Source organism: Streptomyces sp. NPDC054866 (genome assembly GCF_053610745.1).
Genome location: NZ_JBSGZA010000001.1, coordinates 1801319 through 1818785, shown reverse-complemented (window position 1 = coordinate 1818785; position 17467 = coordinate 1801319). Strand labels below are relative to the sequence as shown.

Below are 17467 nucleotides of genomic sequence, written 5' to 3'. Positions count from 1 at the left end.
AGCGATTCAGACAGGAGCCACATCATGAAGCACCGCATCCTCGTCCTCGGCGCCGGATACGCCGGAACCTTCGCCGCCGGGAACCTGGCTCGTCGCCTCTCACCCGCCGACACCGAGATCACCGTCGTCAACGCCGAGCCTGTCTTCGTCGAGCGGATGCGCATGCACCAGCTCGCGGCGGGCCGGGAACTGGCGACCCGGCGGCTCGTCGACGTGTTCGCGGGCACCGGGGTACGGCTGCGGGTCGCGCGCGTCACCGCGGTCGACCCGGACCGCAGGACCGTCACGGTGACCGGCGAGGACGGGGACGGGGACGGCCACGGCCAGCTTGCGTACGACACGCTGCTGTACACACTCGGCAGCCGCGTCGCCGACCACGGCGTCCCCGGCGTGGCCGAGCACGCCTTCGACGTCGCGGGACGGCCGTCGGCGCTGCGGCTGCGCGCACGCCTGGACAGTCTGGGCGGAGCCGGCTCCGTACTGGTCGTCGGCGAAGGCCTGACCGGCATCGAGACCGCCACCGAGTTCGCCGAGTCGCGCCCCGGTCTTTCCGTGGCGCTCGCCGCCCGTGGCGAGCTGGGAGCCTGGCTCTCTCCGGGGGCCCGGCTCCATCTGCGCGAGGCCTTCGACCGGCTTGGCATCACCGTCCATGAGCACACCGCCATCGAAGCCGTGGGGGCGACGTACGCGATCGGCGCCGACGGCACCTCGTACCCGGCGGACGCGACCGTGTGGACCGCCGGGTTCGCCGTCGACCCCATCGCGGCCGCCGCCGGTCTCGAGGTCACCGAGGGCGGCCGGATCGTCGTCGACGACACCATGCGCTCGGTCTCCCACCCGGACGTCTACGCCGCGGGCGACAGCGCGTACGCGATCGGTGACAACGGCAGGCCGCTGCCGATGTCCTGCGCCTCGGCGGGGTACACCAACATGCAGGCGACGGACGCGATCGTGGGACGGCTGACCGGCCGCCGGATTCCGAGCGTCAAGAAGAACTACGTCGGCAACCACATCAGCCTCGGGCGGTACGACGCGATCTTTCAGATGGTCGACAGCGACGTACGGGCGAAGTCCTGGTTCCTGGGCGGCCGGAAGGCCGCGCGGCTCAAGGCGGGCGTCCTCAGGGGCAGCCTGTGGGGCGTCGCGCACCCGACCTTCGGCATGCCGAAGCGCAAGCGCCGCCTGGCCGCCACCACGACGGCCGCCACCCTGACGACTGCCGAAAGCACGGCCATTGCCACCGCACCAGGAAAGGCCGCGGCATAGGGTCGTCGCATGGACAGCACCGCCGCCGACCGCTTCGAGGCCGACCGGACCCGGCTGGCCTCGCTCGCGTACCGTCTGCTCGGCTCGGCCACCGACGCCGAGGACATCGTGCAGGACGCGTACCTGCGCTGGCACGCCGCCGACCGGGAGCGGATCGAGGTGCCGGAGGCCTGGCTGGCCAAGGTCGTCACCAACTTGTGCCTGGACAGGCTCCGTTCGGCACCGCTGCGCCGCGAGCGCGCGGCCGGCGCCTGGATGCCCGAGCCGCTCCTCGACGGCGACCCGATGCTCGGCCCCGCCGACACCTTCGAGCAGCGCGAGTCGGTGTCGCTCGCCGTCCTGACCTTGATGGAGCGGCTCTCGCCGGTCGAACGGGCCGTCTACGTCCTGCGCGAGGTGTTCTCGTACGCCCACTCCGAGATCGCCGAGATCCTCGACATCTCGGAGTCCGCGAGCCAGCAGCACGTCCACCGGGCCAGGCGCCGGGTCGCGTCCGCGCGCCGCGGCGGCGAGGTCGACCCGGCGTCCGCACGCAACGTCCTGGAGGAGTTCCTTTCCGCCGCGTCCTCAGGTCGTACCGAACGTCTGGTGGCGCTCCTCACGAACGACGCGACCGCGGTCTCCGACGGCGCGGGCCTCACCAGGAAGCTGTGGCGCTACGAGACCCCCGAGCGCATCGCCACCATGATGCGGACCGCCTTCAAACCCACCCCCGCGAAGCGACGCCTGGCCGGCGGCTCCCCCACGATCCACATCGGCCGCCTCAACGGCTGCCCCGCCGTACTCGCCGTACTCGAAAACCGGATCGTGGGCGCGGTGGCGTTCGAGATCAGCGACGGCAAGGTAGCGGCGGTACACGGCTTCGCCGCCACGGAACGACTCACCCGCCTCACCAAGATGTGGCACCAAGACGAACCGAACGCCCCGGCCATCGCCCAGTGGTGATCGACGTATGCGCCGCGCGGAAGAGGCATATGCATGGGCAGCGCAGGGTTGAATATGGGGCCCTGAGGGAAATCGTCCGAGCTCGTGGCGATGTGTCGGCTTCCCTCGGCGGGCACGAGACCCAAAGTCCACAGAGAACCCTGAAGCCATTGAAAACACCTTGAAGATCTGCAACGGGATCATTCCATGATGTACAACCTGCTGGTCACCGATGCAGCAGAACCTGCCAAGCTTGCACCCGTCCTGGCGTCCGCGTTCAACGTCAATGTTCGAGACGTGGACGTTGCCGACTCCCTCGGCGATCCCGACCTGCGGAACTGGGAAGCTGCCGTGTCGTGTGAGTACAGCCCCCTTCGCGGGAACCTGTCGCGGGCCTTGGAGATCTACTCCCAGAAGTCCGTCACCAACCCTCCCTCGGAATCGGCACTGGCGCAGCAGGTCGCCGCCGCGACCGGGGCAGTGGTCCTCTTCACCGCCGAGGAGGATCTACCGAGTGCCTACTGGGCGGCCACCCCCGACCACCACTTCACGCGGGCACGCCTCTACGCAACCGACGACGAAGAGCCCGAATACCGCGTTGATGCCGTCGAATCCCCGGTCCGACAACTGCCGAGCGTGCGCGTCATGAGGATCCCGGAAGTCGTCAGGGAGTTGAAGATTCCCACCCCGATCTCAGACAGCTTCGACGAACAAGTGCTCGTGCAGTCCCTGGCTCCGGGAGGTCCGGAGTGGAGCATTTCGGATCGCCTGGGAGCATGGGAAAAACTCGTCAGCCATATGGCATCGGGGTGGGCCGGTTCGGGCTGGTGCCCCCCGGATCTGTACCGGGAGCGACTCAGGCTCGCGACGGTCTCGAGGTCTTCCCAGCGCAGCTTCCTCCTGCCGCGATGGCTGTATTGCAACGCGGCCTTCAGCAGTTGGACAGCGCCTATGTGGGGCTCACGGCGGAGGACAGGCAGGGGCTGCTGGCAGGGCTTCTGCTGGGGCCGGAGCCGCGGAGTGCGCAGTTGGGCTGGTGGTGGCACCGGCGGCCTGAACCACTGCCCTGGTAGCTCCATTCCAACTGACCTGCAGGTTTGCCATATGCTCAGCAAACTGCGCTAGAGCAGCTACTTCACTTTTTTCGCCGAATGTCTGCGGCACGGCTGTCACTTGCCGAAACAGGGCCACCTTGCGGCCTGTCCAGCACCGATCCAGCACGGTCGGGTCCACCCAGCACGTCACGCTGCGGGGTCATATCCGCTGGTCTGTTCCGCTGCCACCACCGGGGCCAGAATCGGACCGGGGCGCGTGGCCTTCTGCATGATCGCGCGACAGCGATCCCACGCGGCGGGCAAGAGATGGCCGTAGATGTCGACGGTCGTCTTGATCGACTTGTGGCCCAGCCAGCGTGAGGCCTCGTGAATGGGAATGCCGTTCGCCAACACCGTCGAGGCGAAGAAGTAACGCAGACTCTGCGGCGTGTACTTGGGCGTTCCGTCTGCCTTCACGAGACCGGCACGCTTGAGCACCGTCCTGAAGTGACAGCCGTATGTGTTGACCGTCGGCACGGTCTCGTTCTTCCGGTCGTGCGGTGCGAAGTACACCATCATTCCGCCACGTCGCACTGCGCCCATCGCGTAAGGTGCGCGGCCACCCCCGCTCCGATGAACGGTGCCGTGGGGATTTCCCGGTATTCACCCGACAACCAGATCACCGGTCTGCGGCCACACGATCAAGAGCTGACGGAACTGAGATTCGCGCCGGTTGCAGAGGCTGCGGCGGCACAGCGGGAGCGCCTGCGGCACAGGCTCGATGCCGGTTTGGCAGCGCTCTCGGACGGATCACCGCGGTACCTGCACGATGGTGCCGCCATTGCGTGATCTCACCCAAACCCGCGACGAGCCGTCCGCTGCGGCGCACCAACTGGGTGGCGAGGGGACGGCCTGCAGACCAGCCTGAGGGACGGTGGTCTCCTCATGCGCTCAGGTACGGCATGCGGTTTCGGCCATGGCAATCGTGACCGGCGCCCCTCCCGCCACCGGCCGCTGATTACACCTTCGATGGCAGCGCCTCGTCCGCCTGGCACACATGCGGCGGCGCAACACCCCTACCAGCGAAACTGCGGCCAACGAGTACCGCGTTTCCAGGAGCGGCGGCTCCCAGGCGTGGCGCACGCCATGGCACAGATCACGCCATCTCGCCCCCAACTGCGTTGCGCCTGCAACTCTTCATGGGACAGGATGTTCGATAGACTACGGGGCGTGAGTGACGCGTGAGGATGCCGTGACGGCAGAACGCCCACCGCGCACCGACCAACTGGGCATACACGGGGGTGGACTGATGAAGTTCGACATGGGAGACACGACTCTCGCGGTGCTGGGGAAAAACACCGTGGGGTCCAGCGACGATCTCGGGACACTCATCAGCTTGCTGGTCCAGGCGGCCGAGCCGCTGGAGGGCAAGTTCAACGGGGCGGGCAAGGCGACCTTCGACTCGTTCAAGCTGCGGGCGGACGAGATCACTTCGGATCTGAACGGGGCACTGTCCTCGATCCTGGGCGGACAGGCGGGCATGGATACCGCGTTCGGCTCCGGCGACCAGGAGCAGTCCGACAACGCCCACCAGAACATGGGCGCGGCCAACTTCGACAGCGCCCGCTTCTCCGGCTGAGCCGAGTCGACCGGCTCGCACACCACGACACTTCACCACACAGGGGGAACTTCGCCATGGCTGGAACCCAGGACCGCCGCTCCTACGACACCGGCGCCTCGGCCGACGTGCAGGGCGGCCTGCAGATCATCATCGGTCAGCTGGAGCGGGTGCTCGGTGATCGCGACCGCGCGGTGAAGGCCGCGATGGCCGACTACCAGGCCGACGGCGTGTCAGACGACTACCACGGCAAGGAAGTCCGCTGGAACAAGGCGGCAAACGAGGTGCGGGAGATCATCCGCCTCGTGCGCACCACGTTGGAGCAGAACGACGGCACCGCACAGTCGACGCTGGCGCGGGCGCGTGCCGCGGTCGACAACATCGGCTGACCGACAGCACCGAGCGGCTGGGCTGAATTACGGGGATCAGTAGGGGGTTTGGCATGCCTGCGTGGGACATTTCACCGTCCGGGGTGGATTCGGTGACATCGTTGGTGGGGCTGGCGATGGACGACTTGGCCAAGGACGTCAAGGCGTACGGGACCGACGCCGAGAGTGCGGCCACCTCGGCCGGCACTATCAGCTCGGGGTACTGCGGGGACGTGCCCGTCGGGCCGATCGGCGTCGCGCTGGCGCTGTTCGTGGACAAGTCCGCGGAAGATGCTCTCTTCCCCGGCGCTCGGGCCGCTAAGTCGGTGAACGGAGCGATCGAGGCGACCAACCACTACGTGCACGGAGACCTGGAACAAGCCGCGACCGCACAGCGCAACGCGGAGAAGGCCCCGGACATGAAGGCCATTCTCGCCGACGCCCGCAAGAAGGGCGCCGACAAGTGAAGATGATCGAGCCGGGTGGCATACCGAAGTTCATCGGTGACTTCGACCAACTGGACAAGGACGTCTCCGCGCTGCGCAGCGACGCCATCGGGATCCGCAACGGCGGGGCCGATGTGCACTCCAGGTTCCAGATGCTGGGGGCGTACTACACCGCGCCGGAGGCCGACGATCTGTTCGCCTCCACCCAGCCGGTGATGGACAGGGCCGACACCTTCGCCGCGGATCTGGAGACGGTGGCCGACGCCCTTGACACCTTCTCCAGCGAGGCGCGCCCGCTGGCCAAGCGCCTGGAGACGCTGGAGGCCGATGCCAGGAAGTTCGTCGCCAGTATCGAGGGCGACGACGACTGGCACTATGACGGCGACAAGACCAGCCGTAACAACGAGCTCATGGACGACGTCGCCGTCACCAAGACCGCCTTCGAAGCGGCCGAACGCCGGGCCGCGACCAAGATCTCGGCGATCGTGGGCGGCCCGAAGTTCATCGAGGACGACGGCAGTCACAAGGCGACGAAGAAGACCGTGATGTACGGCTACGACGTCGAGGCCCTCAAGCAGGCCAAGGAAACGCCCTGGGGCAGCCACGTCAGCGAGTCCATCCATGCGTGGGAGATCCACCGGCACGTCAAGCACTACGTCTGGGACGGCTTCATCGTCGGCGGTGGCGGAGCCGCCCTCGAAGGCCTGGGCCACCTCGTCGGCATCGGCGGTTCGGCCAAGGATGCCTGGAGCGGTCTGGCCGATGTCTTCGGCGGCATCGGCCAGTACACGATGACCCCTTACGACTGGGTCATGGACAACACGATCGGCCCGGACGAGGAAAGCGCCGACGAGAAGCGACAGAAAACGGCTGCCCGCGAATTCGCCAAGTCCATGGTCGCCTGGGATCAGTGGGAAGAACACCCCGTTCAGGCTGCGGGGACCACCACCTTCAACGTCCTCACGCTCTTCGCCGGTCCGCTGGGGGCCGCCGCCAAGGGCGGCAAGGCCGGGGCCGCCTCCAAGGCCGCCGGCGTCGCAGCGAAGATCGGCACCTACGCCGACCCGCTCTCCGCGGGCCTCACGGTGGGCGGCAAGGCCTTCAGCAAACTGCCCAGCGTCGCCGACCTCACCGCCCGCGTCCGCACCGGTGCCGACGCCGCTCCCGAGCTGCGGCGCGTACACACCGACCTCGAGTTCGACGGTTCCAGAGTCCGCATCGAAGACGGCAAGTTCATCCGGGTCGACGCAGAGGGCAACCCGATCAAGGACACCGCCCCGAACGAGGAAGCTGCCGCCGAGCGGGCAGCTTCCGGGGGAACGTCGCCCCAGCGGGAACCCGCGATGGCCGGCGCCGGGGCGCGGGGACCCGAAGCCCATGCCCACGCAGGCGGACATCTTCCCCCGCAGGCCGGCCACAGCAGTCCAACTGGCGGAAGCACCCCAGACGCACCGACCGGCACGGGAGGAGGAGTCGACCGAGCTGGCGACGCGGGCAACGTCGGCTCCGGGACGCCCCGGCCGCCCTCCGGAGCAGCGGGCAACGGGCACGTCGGCGCCGGATCCGGCGCTCACGGAGGAAGCGCTGGAGAGCCTCGCAAGCTTACCGCTGAAGAACTGAAAGAGATCCGGGACGAGCATGTCAGATTGGCTAATGAAAATCCCGAGTGGCGCGATAGATACTACCGCCAGAATGACTACCAGCGGAAAAATGCGTATGCAAAATACAAAGGCCACTACCTGACCGAATTGAAGATGGATGCGAACGGGAATTTCATAGCCAAGCACGACATGCCGCGTGCCGCTCCAGAAACCCGTTTCAATCCGACCCCTTACGCGCCCGACACGGCCCCACGCCCGATTCGCAATTACCTGGACGGCGTGTCTAAAGTCCGCAGGCAAGGCATGGACCTTACCACTGCGGAAAAGGCATACAAGAAAGACGCTTCCGCTGAGAATTTGGCATCAGTCAACAAAGCTCGGGAAGCTCTAGGCGATCACGTCAACAATAGCAAGTTGGGCGAAAAGCTCGGGGAAGATGCCGCTAGATACCACGTGGTCCCGCAACATTTTGCGAACCAGAACCCTAAGTGGATTGAGATCCCCAAGACCCCCAATGGTGCAGATGCGTTCGACCAACTCTGGGAGATCAAGAACGACGAACTCGTCATCGCCGAGGCCAAGGGACCCAAGGCCGACCTCGATTGGCGCCAGGAACAGGTCATCAGGGATGGCGTAAAAGTACCGACTGGCAAGATGGTCAAACAAGGGACCCGGGAATACATCGAGACGATCTGTGCTGAAATGCTGGATCGGGCAATTCGTTCACCCAGGGACGGCATACTTGCACTCAGGATTCTCGATGCCCTGGAGAATGGGAAATTGCACTATGTCATGATCAAGGCCAACGAGAACACGGGCACGTACGCTGGGTCCGTGCTGGAACACCTCAAGATCTACTAGAGGAGCGTAAGTGGTCACGAGCATCCCTCGCCACGAGTACCCCACGGACAACGCGGTCGAAGGCGTGGCAGTGCTCAATGAGACCGTGGACTGGATCCTTGGGCGTCTCGAACGATCGGACGTCGCGCGTGCTCAGGCTCTGAGCACCATGGTGACCCGGGCAAAATCGCACTGCGCGTTGGACCCGCTGGCCGGGAACATCGAGAGCTGGGAGGCTTGGGTTGCTGCCATGCAGACTGGCTCTGCACTTTTTGCCGCGGCGACTGCGCCGGAAGGAAGTGTGGACTGCCGCATCGCAGGAGAAACGAGGACCATCCCGGCGAGCGGCCCGCGGTCTTACACGGACGCGGGGAACTGGGTTTCCTCCTTCTACCTAGCCCTCATCTGCCGCGAACAGGAGCGTCTCGACCAGCTGGCACAGGTGCCCATCCGGCTCCTCAGGGAGTCCGGGGCTGTGTACGACGAGTACATTTACGCGTGGGTAGATGCCTTGCAGAGGTACTGGCTCGGCGAGCCTGAGGTGATGGAAAGGCTGGTGCAGGCATTCGACGGCACCAGTCCGGAGGCGGCTCAAGTAGCCGATGGTGAAACGCTGCTGAAGATCCTGTATCCGCCTCTTGAGCTCTTCCACCGCTACCTACTCAATGAGCACGAGAAGTTCAATCAGGCACTGGTCGACGCCCTCACATGGCACAAGGAATACTGGACTGGTGACGAAGCCCGAGCGATGAGTAGCGCGGGGCTTGTTGCTCTCGGCCCGCTTGCCTTGGCCTGCCTCGCCCGTGAGGCAGGGTTCCCCATCAACGTAGAATCTGATTACCTGCCGAAGGCTCTCCTGGAGCACGCCTGGTCCGGCGAGCTCGATACGTAATTCGGGGGCCTAGCGGGGGCCGCGCTCGACCCGTGCGCCGAGGGGATACGCGGGCGCCAAACGGCTCGCGGACGAACGAGAGCCATCCGGGTTCGGTGGCCCCCCCGTAACACTGGATTACGAAACAACGGGACGGAAATAGACACCAGTGGCAGCCCAGGATTACGACAGCCAGTTGCTGGAATCGGTGTCCGTTCGGCGGCGGCGTTTGCGGGATGCCCTGCTGTTCGGCCTCCAGCGGCAACGGCGTTCCGTGGACGAGCGGTTGGGGAAGGTGTTCGCTGGAGTGGTGATCGCGGCCGTGTTGTGTGCGGGGTGTGTGGGGTGGTCGTTCATCTCGCACCGGCTTGTCGGGAAGGCGCCGTACGGGTCTTCAGCTCCGTCGTCTTCTCCGTCCGCGCCGTCCCCTTCACCTTCCATAGCCCCTTCCTCTCGATGATTGGTTCGAACGCGTGATACCTACGGGGCCGTTGAGCCGTACGAGCGGTACGAGTCGTACGGCCTTGAGCCGGGTCACTCTGGTGGGAGAGCAGCGACGGGTGGATCTCGTCCTTCCTTCGCAAGAGCCGGTCGGACTGCTGCTCCCCGAAGTGATGCGGCTGCTTGACGATCAGCCTGCTGCTCGGCCAATGCTGCGGCACCTTGTCACGGCGAATGGTTCGGCGCTGGCACACGACACCACCCTGGAGACGGCCGGTGTCGCCGACGGGGCCGTGCTGCGGCTGGTGCGCGTCGAGGATGCCCCGTCCGCGCCCGTCGTGCATGACGTCACCGATGAAGCCGCCGATGATCTGGACGTGCGGGCCTGGCGGTGGCGGCCCGCTGCTCGGCGGGTTGTCGCCGGGTTGGCCACCGTGTTCTGGGTGGTCGTGGCGGGGGTGTTGACTGCCCGCGAGTTCGAGTTGGCGGCGGCGGGCCAGGCGCTGCTAGCTGTTGCCGTGGTGCCGGGCCTTGCCGGGACCCTGCTGGGGTGGCGCAAACAGCCTGGGCTTGCCACTACCTTGATCGTGTCTGCGGGCGTCCTGGGGGCGCTCGGTGCGTGGTCGTTGGGCGATGCGTACGCCTGGGGTCATCCGGTGCTGTTGGCGGGCGTCGTCCTCAACGTCGTTCTCATGCTGTTGCTTCTGGGGTGGTTTTCGCCCCTGGGGCGGGGGGCCCTCATCGGCGCCGCAGCCGCTCTGGGGTGTCTGGTCCTGTGGGAAACCGCCTTCGCGCTGCAGGACGGTGCTCGGACCGGGGCCGAGCAGGCCCGGATGGGGGCATTGCTCGCGGTCGTGTCCGTCGTGGTGCTTGGTGTGCTACCTCGGCTTGCCTTGATGGCGTCGGGGTTGTCAGGGCTTGATGACCGGCGTACCGGTGGGGCTTCGGTGAGCCGCTACCAGGTGGGTACCGCGCTGAGTGCCACGCATCGTGGCCTGACCCTGGCCACCGTCGTGTTGGCCGTCTCTGCCGCAGCGGCCGGTGCGATGGTGTTGCGTGCCCCCTCGGTGTGGACCGTCCTGGTGGCTGCGGTCACCGCCGTGGTCCTTGCGCTACGGGCGCGTGCCTATCCGCTCGTTGCTGAGGTGGTGGGGTTGTTCGCCGCCTCGGCCGTCGTCGTGGTGGGTCTGGTCGGGTTGTGGCTGGAGCGGTCGGCCGGCGGTGGGCCCTTGGCTCTGCTGGTTGCGTTGGCTCTGATTCCTCTGGTGGTGCTTGCGGTGCAGCCCGCCGAACACGTACGGGTGCGGCTCCGTCGCGTCGGTGACCTGCTGGAGTCCGTAGGAGTCATTGCCCTGTTGCCGCTGGTCATCGGGGTGTTCGGTGCGTACGGGCGACTGCTCGACACCTTCGCGTAGGGGTGCGGCATGGCTCAGCAGGGAAGCGATTGGCAGCGTGACGTGCTGCGGGAGTTGGGGGCTGCTCCGGCGCAGCCCACTGCCGAGCTCCCACAGTCCGCCCCGGAGCCGGCACGGGAGAGGGGGGCGCCGCGGACCACTGCTCCAACACCCCGTTCGTCGGCAACCGCCCGACCAGCACCTCGCGACCCCCGAGTCCCGATGCCCACCCCCGAGTCCGTGCCCACCGTCGATCCACGCCTGGCCCGCGCCCTGGGCGGCCCGCAACACGGTGACTCCGCCGTACGGCGGACGGGGCGTTCGCTGCGCCGGCTCACCGCCTCGGCCGGCCAGGAGGTCGCCGAGCAAACCCGCCTCGCCCGCGAGGTGCAGCAGCCGGTCACCACCGGGCGGGTCATCGCCGTGACCTCCATCCGTGGCGGCGTCGGCAAGTCCACCGTCTCCGCCCTCCTCGCCCGGACCTTCAACCACTACCGGCACGACCCCGTCCTGGCCCTGGAGGCCGATGCAGCGCTCGGCACCCTGCCAGTACGCCTGGGCGCGGAATTGGTGCGCTGGTCCTGCGCCGACTTGGCCCGCATCCTGAGCCCCGAGATGCAGCTCACCGACGTCACCGGCTACCTGGTGCCGGTCACGGACGGCGGCTGGCTGCTGCCCGCCAGCCAGGGCCGCGTCGGCGCCCCACTCGACGTACCCACCTACCGCACCGTCACCCTCGCGCTGCGCCGCTACTTCGCCGTGTCGGTGGTCGACTGCGAGACGCTGCCCGGCGAGGTGGCGCGGACCGCGATGGACACCGCCCACGCCCGCGTCGTGGTCGCCCCGATGACCGCCGAGGGCGTCAATGGCACCCGCCTGGTTCTCGACTGGCTGGCCCAGCTGCCGCACTCGGCGCTTGCCACCACCGTGGTCGCACTGTCCGCCAACTCCCCTGATACGACGCTCGACCTGAAGACGGCCGCCGCGCACCTGCGCGAGACGGGAGCTGCCGTAGTGCCGCTCCCCTACGACCGTCATCTGGCCCAAGGAGGCCCCATCCACACCGGCATGCTCAGCCAGAGCTCCCGCGACGCCGCCGTCCAACTGGCCGCCGAGGCGATGCTGCGGGCGGTGCGGGTGCGATGACCCGACACCTCATACACCGCCCGGCCCGCTCCACCCGGCCTCTCGCCGCCGCCCCAGAGCGCACCATCGAGCCTCCCCCGAACCTGCCCGAGGGCAAGATGGGCAACGCGGCCACCGCGCTCCTTCCCATGGCCGGCGTCATGGGCTCAGTCGTGATGATGACCGTCATCCGCAACAGCCAGTTCGCCGCCATCGGCGCCATCGTCCTCGTCTTCGCCCTGCTGGGCGCAGTGGCCCTCTTCCTGTCCCAGCGCGGCAAGGCCCAGCGCACCCGGCGAACGCAGCGTGAGCGGTATCTCGAGTACGTCGAGGAACAGCGCGAGGAACTGGGCGCCACCGAGCGGGAGTTGCGGCGACAGGCACGGATCCTCAATCCGCCCCCGGAAGCGTTGTACGACCTCGTGCGCGACCCCGCCCGGCTGTGGGAGCGGCGCCGCCTGGATGCGGACTTCCTGCGGGTGCGGCTCGGCACCGGCGACGTTCCCGTACAGGCCCTGGCGATCGGCCAGAACCAGGGCAGCGGCGTGCTGACGCCGCCCGACCCGTTCATGCTGAACGAAGCGCGTGCGCTGCAGCACCGGTTCACCACGGCGACCGACTTCCCGCTGGTGGCACCGATGGACCGGGCGGGCAATGTCAGCATCATCGGTGACCGGGACGGCGTCCTACGCGTTGCCCGTGCCCTGCTGATCCAGACCGCGGTGACGCACGCACCCGACGACGTCGCCATCGCTCTCGGCGTGCCCGGCGAGCACCTGGAGGAGTGGGAGTGGGCGAAGTGGCTGCCCCACGTCCTCGATGCCCAGCAGGACGACGGACCGGTCGCCGCCCGGCGCATCGCGCCCAGCGTGGAGCAGCTCGCCCGGCAGTGCGCCCCGGATCTGCGGCGCCGCTCCTCCTACGCCGCCGAAGTACGCCGTGGCCTATCCGACCGCAACGCGCTGCGGATGAACGACCGGCTCCTGGTCGTCAGCGACTGCCACGGGAGCACTGCCACCGAGCTCCCCCGCCCCGACTCCGCTGTCGACCTGACGGGGATGGGCGTGACCGTGCTGCACCTGCTCGAACAGCAGGTGCACGAACCGGACCAGGTGAGCGTGAGGATCACCGTCGACGGGGACCACGTCACGGTCGAAGACCTGCGCGCCCCCGACGCGCTGCCCGGCCACGGCACTGCAGACGCGGTCAGCATCGCCGGTGCCGAGGGCCTGGCCCGCATGCTCGCCCCGCTGCGCCTGTCCGCCGAGTCCGCTGCCGAGGGCACCCCCATATCCGGCCCCGTCGATTTCCCCACCCTCCTTGGCATCGACGACCCGGCCGCCCTCGACCTCGACAAGCTGTGGGCACCGCGCGGCGAACGCGACTTTCTTCGCGTACCCATCGGCCTCAACGACCGCCACGAACCCGTCCTGTTGGACCTCAAGGAGTCCTCCGAGCTAGGCATGGGCCCGCACGGCCTGTGTGTCGGCGCGACCGGCTCAGGCAAGAGCGAACTCCTTCGCACCCTCGTCCTGGCGCTGGCCGCCACCCACTCTCCCGAGGATCTGGCGCTGGTCCTGGTCGACTACAAGGGCGGCGCCACCTTCGCCCCCTTCACCCAGCTCCCGCACGTCGCCGGTGTCATCACCAACCTGGAGAACCAGGCCGGGCTCGTCGAGCGCGTGCACACCAGCCTGGCCGGTGAGGTCAAGCGGCGCCAGCAGGTGCTCAAGGACGCCGGGAACGTCGCCGACATCGGCCACTACGCCGCCCTGCGCGAGACGCGACCGGACCTGGAGGCCCTGCCCCACCTATTCGTCGTCATCGACGAGTTCGGTGAACTCCTCACCGCGAAACCGGACTTCATCGACCTGTTCCTGTCCATCGGCCGCATCGGCCGCTCCATCGGCGTGCACCTGCTGCTCTCCAGCCAGCGCATCGAATCCGGCAAGCTCAAAGGCCTGGAGACCTACCTCTCCTACCGCCTTGGCCTGCGCACCTTCTCCGCCGACGAGTCCCGCACCGTCCTGGACACCACCGACGCCTTCCAGCTGCCGCCGCTGCCGGGCTTCGGCTACCTCAAGGTGGACACATCGACGTACGAACGCTTCAAGGCGGGTTACGTCTCCGGCGCCCATCGCGGCCCTGCCCCGCGCGATCAGGGCGACGAGGAACCCCTTGCCTGGGTCTACCCCACCTTCAACACGGGCCAGGACCCCACCACCGGCGCCCCGGAAGAGCCCTCGATGCGGGAGCGGGAAACCGGCCCGACCGTCCTGACGACCATGGTCGATCAGCTGTGCAGCGCCGCACCGCCGGTCCGTCGCATCTGGCTGCCGCCGCTGCCCGCCGCGACCTCGCTCGACACCGCCGCCGGACCCGTGCGGGCCTCGGAACGTGGCCTGCACCTCGCCACCGCCGGTGACGCGATGCGCGTACCGCTGGGCGTCCTGGACGACCCGGCGAAACAGTGGCAGGAGCCCTGGTTCCTCGACCTGACCGTCGCGGGCGGACACACCGCCGTCATCGGCGGCCCGCAGTCCGGCAAGACCACCCTGCTGCGCACCCTCGCGCTCTCCCTGTCCCTGACCCACACCCCGCACCAAGTCGCCGTATACGGCCTCGACCTCGTCGGCGGCGGGCTCTCCGCGCTCTCGGGCCTGCCGCATGTGGGCGGCATCGCGGGCCGCGCCGACCACGAACGCGCCGCCCGTACCGTCGCCGAGGTCCGCGCCCAACTCGCCCTGCGCGAAGAGCTTTTCCGTGAGTACGGGATCGACTCCGTCGACCAGCTGCGCCACCTGCGCGCCCAAGGCAAGCTGCCCGAACTGGGCTCGACCGACATCGTGCTGCTCATCGACGGATTCGGCGCGCTGCGTGACGAGTTCTCCGAACTCGACGACACCATCGCCGACCTCCTCAAACGCGGCAGCGGCTACGGCATTCACATCGTGGCGGGCATGCTGCGCTGGAACGACGTCCGCATCGCCACCCAGTCCATGTTCGGCACCCGCGTCGAACTGCGCCTGAACGACCCCTCCGACTCCAGCGTCGACCGCAAGCTGTCCGAGACACTGACCGCCGACACCCCGGGCCGCGTCCTGACCGACGCCAAACTCTTCGCCCAGACCGCACTGCCCCGCATCGACGGCCAGCCGTCCACCGGCGACCTGGGCCCCGCCCTGGAACGCGCCGGGCGTACGTTGCGCGCCAGCTGGCACGGCGAACTCGCCGCCCCCGTACGGGTCCTGCCCACCGCCCTGCCCGCCGCGAAGCTGCCCTCGGTCACCGCCGAACCCTCGCGCATCCCGCTCGGCGTCGATCAGGACGCCCTCGCCCCGGCCTTCCTGGACCTGACCGGCCAGGACCAGCACCTGCTGATCCTCGGCGACAACGAATGCGGCAAGACCAACCTCCTCAAGCTCATCACCGGCCAGCTCATCGACCGCCACAGCGACAAGGAACTGGTCTTCGGCGTCTTCGACCCGCGCCGCGGCCTGCGCGGCGTCGTCCCCGAGCCCTACCGCGGCGGCTACGCCCACAACGCCAAACTCGCCGCCGCCCTGGCCGCCGGCATCGCGGGCGAACTGGAAAAGCGCCTGCCGGAGACGGCCGACCCGGACGCGATCACCGACGGGCCCGCCTTCACCGGCCCCCGCATCGTCATCCTCGTCGACGACTACGACATCCTCACCACCGCGGGCCAGCAACCCCTGGCACCCTTCCTGCCCTACATCTCCTCCGCCCAGGACATCGGCCTGCACTTCATCGTCACCCGCCGCGTCGCCGGATCCTCCCGCGCCCTGTACGAACCCTTCCTCACCACCCTGCGCGAAACCGGCACCACCGCCCTCCTCATGACCGGCGATCGCACCGAAGGCCAGCTCTTCCCCGGCCTCTACGCCTCCACCCAACCCCCCGGCCGCGGCACCCTGGTCCGCCGGGGACGCCGCCACCAGCTCATCCAGACCGCCCTGGCAGAAGACGCCGCAGCACCGGAAGAGACACGACACTTGTGACCAAGGACGTCATCGCCCTCACCCCCAAGATGCCCGACATCAACACCTTGCTCGCCGGACTCTTCGCCGGCGGCCCCGACCTGGGCATCAACTCCCTGGCCGAGGGAGCCGTCGTCCAGCTCTGCGCACCGAACGGCCGCCCCCTGGTCTCCGTCGAAGCACCCCTGCTCATCCAGGTCCCCGGAGAGGCACAGCGCCTGCTCGGCGCCGAAGTCACCTCCCCCGATGGGCCGTTCTGGTGGACGGAAGCGCGCGCCTCCACCGCCGTCGAGGAGGGCGAACGACTCGCCGGCTCATTCGCCGGACGCCTGGCCACGGTCCTGGGCGGCACGGTCTGGCCACCGGAAGCCGCCCACACCGATGTCGTCCCGCTCACCCCCGAGACCGCGACCGCCGCTCCGGCATCCGAAGCGACACCACCAGCCGTCGACGTCCTCACGGACAAAGCCGCGGTCGTCATCCAGGACCGCCCCGTCGTCGCGATGACCAGCTGGCTCGCCGACGCCCTGCGTACCGCCGCATCCGGCGACCGCGCCCTGCAGATCGTCACCCCGCCCCAAACGAGCCTTACTCTCCCCACCCGCAACGCACTGCACGGCCACCCCAACCGCTGGGTCGTCCAAGACCCAGACTGCGGCTACTACGACGGCCTGTCCGGCATCCAACTCCACTGGCACGACGGCCACTTCACGGCGGTGAAGTCCGCGGACGGAAACCCCCGGATCGCGGAAGCCTTCAAGCCCAAGCCGGAGCCCGAGTCTGCCGCCCCCGACGCTCCGGGCGAACGCCAACTGCTCCTCTCCCTCCGCACCACGCACCCCGCCGACGAAGATCTCCTGCTCGGCGGCGCCCTGGAAGCGGCCTGGCAGGCCCTCACCGGCACCCCACCGGCCGGCTGGTCCACGGCCGAACCCATCGCCCTGCCCTGGTCCCGACGCCAGCTGACCGAACTGGCCCGCACTCGCGCCCAGAAGAACGCCCCCACATGGCTGACCACCATCGGCACCCCGGACCACCCGGCCATCGCCACCACCCACATCACCCACACCTCGGCAGGCGTCGAGGAACACATCACCCTCGCCCTCGGCTACGCCACCGACGAAACCCCGCCCCTGGACGCCATCGCCCCGCTGGCCGAGACCCTCGCCACCGAGCACGGCCTGGCATCCATGCTCACCACACTCCGCACCGGCCGCCGAAACCTCACCGTCCCGCCCCGGTTCGAAGCCCCGCCGATCCCTCTCTCCTTCACTCTGGGCACAGCCGCGGTGAACGACATCGGCCTCACCCACGCCCAACACCCGCCCCAGGGCCCCGGCCCCAGCCGCCTCGGCCCCGCGGCCAAACCCGCACTCCACTACCCCTTGGGTGACGGCACCAGCGGCGAAGCCTGGACCACGCTCCAGCAGCTCACCCAGCACCTGAAGACTGCGTAGCCTTCCAATCTCATGCGGCGAGGTGTTTCACGGCTACGACGGGCGTCTCGACCGACGCGTCGCGATCAAGGTGCTCCGCCCCTA

14 protein-coding genes are annotated in these 17467 nt (G+C 68.3%); 13 read left to right on the top strand and 1 reads right to left on the bottom strand.

Translation table 11 applies throughout. The features are described from left to right. The first annotated feature begins 24 nt into the window (after window positions 1-24). The 3 genes from ACWGI2_RS07850 to ACWGI2_RS07840 all read left to right on the top strand — a co-directional run bounded on the left by ACWGI2_RS07850 (window position 25) and on the right by ACWGI2_RS07840 (window position 3315). On the top strand, window positions 25-1266 hold the full coding sequence (locus ACWGI2_RS07850) for an NAD(P)/FAD-dependent oxidoreductase (RefSeq protein WP_453694489.1): 1242 nt from the start codon (window positions 25-27) through the stop codon (window positions 1264-1266). 9 nt (window positions 1267-1275) lie between these two features. Beyond that, window positions 1276-2211: a sigma-70 family RNA polymerase sigma factor gene (locus ACWGI2_RS07845; protein ID WP_453694488.1), complete on the top strand. Its 936-nt coding sequence runs from the start codon at window positions 1276-1278 to the stop codon at window positions 2209-2211. Window positions 2212-2397: 186 nt separating this feature from the next. Continuing rightward, window positions 2398-3315: a hypothetical protein gene (locus ACWGI2_RS07840; protein ID WP_453694487.1), complete on the top strand. Its 918-nt coding sequence runs from the start codon at window positions 2398-2400 to the stop codon at window positions 3313-3315. A gap of 116 nt (window positions 3316-3431) precedes the next feature. On the opposite strand, the gene ACWGI2_RS07835 is transcribed toward ACWGI2_RS07840, so the two are convergent. After that, entirely contained in the window at window positions 3432-3803 is a 372-nt protein-coding gene (locus tag ACWGI2_RS07835; protein ID WP_453694486.1) for a tyrosine-type recombinase/integrase, read from the bottom strand. 730 nt (window positions 3804-4533) lie between these two features. On the opposite strand from ACWGI2_RS07835, the gene ACWGI2_RS07830 reads away from it, so the two are divergent. The 10 genes from ACWGI2_RS07830 (at window position 4534) to ACWGI2_RS07785 (ending at window position 17383) form a co-directional block, all read left to right on the top strand. Then, on the top strand, window positions 4534-4863 hold the full coding sequence (locus tag ACWGI2_RS07830; RefSeq protein ID WP_399983804.1) for a hypothetical protein: 330 nt from the start codon (window positions 4534-4536) through the stop codon (window positions 4861-4863). A 56-nt stretch (window positions 4864-4919) separates the two neighbouring features. After that, a complete protein-coding gene (locus ACWGI2_RS07825; RefSeq protein ID WP_190084597.1) occupies window positions 4920-5231 on the top strand; it encodes a pore-forming ESAT-6 family protein in 312 nt (103 codons plus the stop codon). A gap of 53 nt (window positions 5232-5284) precedes the next feature. Beyond that, complete coding sequence (locus tag ACWGI2_RS07820) at window positions 5285-5677, top strand: DUF6507 family protein (protein ID WP_397706763.1); 393 nt, start codon at window positions 5285-5287, stop codon at window positions 5675-5677. Beyond that, complete coding sequence (locus tag ACWGI2_RS07815) at window positions 5674-8118, top strand: hypothetical protein (protein WP_453694485.1); 2445 nt, start codon at window positions 5674-5676, stop codon at window positions 8116-8118. The genes ACWGI2_RS07820 and ACWGI2_RS07815 overlap by 4 nt, the downstream gene beginning before the upstream one ends. Window positions 8119-8128: 10 nt before the next feature. Next, window positions 8129-8989: an immunity 49 family protein gene (locus ACWGI2_RS07810; RefSeq protein WP_453694484.1), complete on the top strand. Its 861-nt coding sequence runs from the start codon at window positions 8129-8131 to the stop codon at window positions 8987-8989. Between the two features lie 148 nt (window positions 8990-9137). Beyond that, window positions 9138-9428 carry a hypothetical protein gene (locus ACWGI2_RS07805; protein ID WP_453694483.1) on the top strand — a complete coding sequence of 97 codons (291 nt, stop codon included), beginning with the start codon at window positions 9138-9140 and terminating at the stop codon, window positions 9426-9428. 31 nt (window positions 9429-9459) lie between these two features. Then, the gene (eccD, locus tag ACWGI2_RS07800; protein WP_453694482.1) at window positions 9460-10824 is read left to right on the top strand and encodes a type VII secretion integral membrane protein EccD; all 1365 of its coding nucleotides are present in this window, start codon (window positions 9460-9462) and stop codon (window positions 10822-10824) included. 201 nt (window positions 10825-11025) lie between these two features. After that, window positions 11026-11949, top strand: coding sequence for a type VII secretion protein (locus ACWGI2_RS07795; RefSeq protein ID WP_453694481.1), 924 nt, complete (start codon window positions 11026-11028; stop codon window positions 11947-11949). After that, window positions 11946-15947 (top strand): type VII secretion protein EccCa, encoded by a 4002-nt coding sequence (gene eccCa, locus ACWGI2_RS07790; protein WP_453694480.1) that lies wholly within the window; start codon window positions 11946-11948, stop codon window positions 15945-15947. The genes ACWGI2_RS07795 and eccCa overlap by 4 nt, the downstream gene beginning before the upstream one ends. Beyond that, window positions 15944-17383 carry a DUF6177 family protein gene (locus ACWGI2_RS07785; RefSeq protein ID WP_453694479.1) on the top strand — a complete coding sequence of 480 codons (1440 nt, stop codon included), beginning with the start codon at window positions 15944-15946 and terminating at the stop codon, window positions 17381-17383. The genes eccCa and ACWGI2_RS07785 overlap by 4 nt, the downstream gene beginning before the upstream one ends. Window positions 17384-17467 lie beyond the last annotated feature (84 nt).

Coding starts and splice junctions, on each gene's coding strand:
- ACWGI2_RS07825 (WP_190084597.1), top strand. CDS start 4,920: ATGGCTGGAACCCAGGACCGCCGCTCCTACGACACCGGCGCCTCGGCC.
- ACWGI2_RS07845 (WP_453694488.1), top strand. CDS start 1,276: ATGGACAGCACCGCCGCCGACCGCTTCGAGGCCGACCGGACCCGGCTG.
- ACWGI2_RS07840 (WP_453694487.1), top strand. CDS start 2,398: ATGATGTACAACCTGCTGGTCACCGATGCAGCAGAACCTGCCAAGCTT.
- ACWGI2_RS07830 (WP_399983804.1), top strand. CDS start 4,534: ATGAAGTTCGACATGGGAGACACGACTCTCGCGGTGCTGGGGAAAAAC.
- ACWGI2_RS07820 (WP_397706763.1), top strand. CDS start 5,285: ATGCCTGCGTGGGACATTTCACCGTCCGGGGTGGATTCGGTGACATCG.
- ACWGI2_RS07835 (WP_453694486.1), bottom strand. CDS start 3,803: ATGATGGTGTACTTCGCACCGCACGACCGGAAGAACGAGACCGTGCCG.
- eccCa (WP_453694480.1), top strand. CDS start 11,946: ATGACCCGACACCTCATACACCGCCCGGCCCGCTCCACCCGGCCTCTC.
- ACWGI2_RS07795 (WP_453694481.1), top strand. CDS start 11,026: ATGCCCACCCCCGAGTCCGTGCCCACCGTCGATCCACGCCTGGCCCGC.
- ACWGI2_RS07850 (WP_453694489.1), top strand. CDS start 25: ATGAAGCACCGCATCCTCGTCCTCGGCGCCGGATACGCCGGAACCTTC.